Annotated in this window: 3 protein-coding genes; all 3 read right to left on the reverse strand. The window is 68.2% G+C overall.

All coding sequences use genetic code 11. From position 1 onward, the window contains the following. Positions 1 to 933, reverse strand: a 933-nt coding sequence (locus tag DID99_RS35985; RefSeq protein ID WP_124668676.1) for an ABC transporter substrate-binding protein, incomplete at its 3' end; no start/stop codon positions are given. A gap of 86 nt (positions 934 to 1,019) precedes the next feature. Continuing rightward, positions 1,020 to 2,057, reverse strand: a complete 1,038-nt coding sequence (locus tag DID99_RS35990; RefSeq protein ID WP_124572232.1) for an ABC transporter permease subunit — start codon at positions 2,055 to 2,057, stop codon at positions 1,020 to 1,022. 40 nt (positions 2,058 to 2,097) lie between these two features. Next, positions 2,098 to 3,651: a sugar ABC transporter ATP-binding protein gene (locus DID99_RS35995; RefSeq protein ID WP_124668677.1), complete on the reverse strand. Its 1,554-nt coding sequence runs from the start codon at positions 3,649 to 3,651 to the stop codon at positions 2,098 to 2,100.

Below are 3,651 nucleotides of genomic sequence, written 5' to 3' on the forward strand. Positions count from 1 at the left end.
GCTCCAGCCTTTGTAAGCCTTCACGTTGTCGCGCGTGACGAGCGTCGGCTCGATCAGGATCATCGGGTTGGCCGGCTTCTGGCCGTTCATGATCCCGTAGCCGACGTTTACGGCCTGCTGCGCCATCGCCCACGGATCCTGGCTCGACGACGCCTGCACGAGCGTGTTCGACTTCAGCGCGACTTCGATGTCGGGCGCGCCGTCGACCGACGTGATCACGATGTTCGGGCGGTTCAGCTGCTTCGCCGCGAGATCGCTGCCGATCGCCTGCGGGTCGTTGATCGTGAACACGCCGTCGAGCTTCGGAAAGCGCGTCAGGTAGCCCTGCATCGTGTTCATCCCGCCTTCGCGCGAGCCTTTGCCGTCCTGGTCGCTCGACAGCAGCTTGATGCCCGGGTTCTTCGCGAGCACGGTCTTGCAGCCGTTCACGCGATCGATCACGGCCGACACCTGCGGGCCGTTCTCGATGATCACGTTACCCTTGCCGTTGAGTTTCTTCGCGAGGTAGTCGCACGCGAGCTCGCCGGCCTTCACGTTGTTGGTCTGCACGGTCGCGTTCGCGCCGGCGGCCGCGACGTCCACCGCGACGACCGTGATGCCCGCCGCCTGCGCCTTCTTCACCGCCGGCTCGATCGCCTTCGGATCGGTCGCGTTCAGCAGGATCATGTCGACGTGCGCGGAGATGAAGTTGTCGATCTGCGTGAACTGCTTGTTCAGGTCGTAGTCGGCCGAGACCGCGGTGACCTTCGCGTTCGGGTTGAGCTGTTTGGCGCGCGCCTCGGCGCCTTTCACGATCGTGACGAAGTACGGGTTGCCGAGCGAGCCGACCGTGACGCCGATCGATTTCAGCGGCTTGTCGGCTGCATGGGCGGCGGCGGCGCCGAAGGCGAGCGCGCAGGCGACGGCGGTCAGGGCGGCTTTTTGCTTGAACATGTCGTTGTGTCTCCGGAAGGTCCGTTGGCGGATGGGTGCAGGAGGACCTGCCTGCGCCCCGATGGTCAAGTGGTGAGGAATACGAATCAGGTGCGGGCCGAGTCGCGCTGGCGATAGCGGTCGAGCGCGACCGCGCCGATGATCACGAGCCCCTTGATGATGTATTGCCAGATGTCGGACACGCCGAGCAGCACGAGGCCGTTGGTCAGCACCGCGATGATCAGCGCGCCGATCAGCGTGCCGACGATCGAGCCGACGCCGCCGACGAAGCTCGTGCCGCCGAGGATCACCGCGGCGATCGCATCGAGTTCGTACGACTGGCCGAGCTGCAGGCCGTTGGCCGCATAGAGCCGCGCGGCCGACATCACCGCGCCGAGGCCCGCGAGCAGGCCCGACGCCGCATACACGAACAGCTGGATCGCGCGCACGTTGATGCCCGACAGCCGTGCGGCTTCCGGGTTGCCGCCCACCGAATAGATCCGCATGCCGAGCACCGTGCGGCGCAGGATGAACCACGACAGCGCGATCACCGCGCAGGCGATCACGACGAGCCACGGCACGCCGAGGATCGTGCCGTTGCCGATGAACGCGAACGGCAGTTGCGGGTTGAAGACGGTCGTGTCGTTGCCGATCAGGCGGGCGACGCCGCGCACGGCCGTCATCGCGCCGAGCGTGACGATGAACGGCGGCAGGCGCAGGAACGAGATCAGGCCGCCGTTGATCGCGCCGAACACGAGGCCGACCGCGAGCGCGATCGGCACGCCGAGCCAGCCCCAGCCGGGGATGGTCGACGCGATGAGCGCGGCGACGGCCGATGCGGCGAGCACCGAGCCGACCGACAGGTCGATGCCGCCCGTCAGGATCACGAAGGTCATGCCGGCGGCGAGCACGATGTTGATCGACGCCTGCTGCGTGACGATCGACAGGTTCTGCAGCGTGAAGAAGCCGTCGGTCATGAAGCCGAAGCCGATGCAGAGGACCAGCAGCACCGGCAGCATGCCGGCGGTGCGCATCAGCGACTGCATGCGCGCGCGATGATCGGCGCCGCGCATCAGCGGCGTACGGTTGGCGACCGGATGGGCCGTCGCGGACGCGAGGTTGCGCTGCTTGGTCGGGTGGATCATGTCGGTACCTTGAAGGAAGAAGGAAATGAAGGGGCCGTGGTCAGTGCGCGTCGGCGAGCTCGGTTTGCGAGCCGGTGGCGAGCGCGATGATCGCTTCCTGCGTGATGGGCGTGTGCGTGTGGCCGCCGAGTTCGCCGGCGATCTCGCCTTCGCGCATCACGAGCACGCGGTCGGCGACGCCGATGATCTCCGGCAACTCGCTCGAGATCACGATCACGCCGACACCCGCGCGGGCCAGTTCGTTGATGATCCGGTAGATCTCGGATTTCGCGCCGATGTCGACGCCGCGCGTCGGCTCGTCGAGGATCAGCACGCGCGGCTTCGTCTCGAGCAGGCGCGACAGCAGCACTTTCTGCTGGTTGCCGCCCGACAGCGCGCCGACGTTGACGTTCGCGTTCGGCACGCGGATCGACAGCGAGGCGATCGCGTCGCGTGCGCGCGTGGCGCCGCGCGCGAGATCGAGCGCGCCGAGCCGCGCATCGCGGTTGCACACCGAGATGTTGATGTTGTCGCGCACGCTCATGTCGAGGAACAGGCCCTGGCGCTTGCGGTCTTCCGTCAGGTAGACGAGGCCCGCGTCGATCGCGTCGCGCGGCGAATGCGCGCCGAACGTGCGCTCGCCCAGCTTCACGTCGCCGCGCGTGCGCGGCTCCGCGCCGAAGATCAGCCGTGCGAGCTCGGTGCGGCCCGCGCCGACGAGCCCGGCGATGCCGAGCACCTCGCCCGCATGCAGGTCGAGGCTGCAGCCGCGCACGCGCTCGCCGTCGGCGATGTCGCGCACCGACAGCAGCAGGTGGCCGGGATCGTACGGCGCGTGTTCCTTCTTGTAGAAGCCGGAGATGTCGCGGCCGACCATCATCGCGACGAGCCGCTCGGCCGACAGCGATGCGCGCTCGAGCGTGCCGACGTACGAGCCGTCGCGCAGCACCGACACGCGGTCGGACAGTTCGTAGATTTCGGCCATCCGGTGGCTGATGTAGATGATCGCGAGACCTTCCTCGCGCAGCTGGCGGATCAGGCCGAACAGGTGCTCGGTCTCGCGCGACGACAGCGGCGTCGTCGGTTCGTCCATCACGAGGATGCGTGCGCGGGTATGCACGGCGCGCGCGATCTCGACGAGCTGCTGCTCGGCGATCGACAGCGTGCCGACCAGCGTGTCGGGGCCGAACGGCGCACCGAGGCGCGCGAGCACGTCCTGGCAGCCGCGCGCCATCGCCGCGCGGTCGATGGTGCCCCAGCGGCGGTTGCCGCGGCGCAGTTCGCGGCCGACGTAGATGTTTTCCGCGACGGTGAGGTTCGGCGCGAGGCACAGCTCCTGGTAGATCACGGCGACGCCGGCATCGCGCGCGGCGAGCGGGCCGTCGACGTCGATGCGCGCGCCGTCGATCAGGATCTCGCCGCCGGCGTCGGCGCGGTACGCGCCCGACAGGATCTTCATCAGCGTCGACTTGCCCGCGCCGTTCTCGCCCATCAGCGAATGGATCTCGCCCGGATAGACGGTCAGGCTGACGTTGTCGAGCGCGCGCACGGCCGGGAAGGTCTTGCTGATGCCGCGCATCTCGAGCAGCGGCCGGGGGGACTCAGAACGCGACAT

The sequence above is a fragment of the Burkholderia sp. Bp8986 genome, from assembly GCF_003854225.1.
GTDB lineage: Bacteria > Pseudomonadota > Gammaproteobacteria > Burkholderiales > Burkholderiaceae > Burkholderia.

Excerpts from the sequence above, each read along its gene's own strand:
- DID99_RS35990 (WP_124572232.1), bottom strand. The coding sequence starts at position 2,057 with ATGATCCACCCGACCAAGCAGCGCAACCTCGCGTCCGCGACGGCCCAT.
- DID99_RS35995 (WP_124668677.1), bottom strand. The coding sequence starts at position 3,651 with ATGTCGCGTTCTGAGTCCCCCCGGCCGCTGCTCGAGATGCGCGGCATC.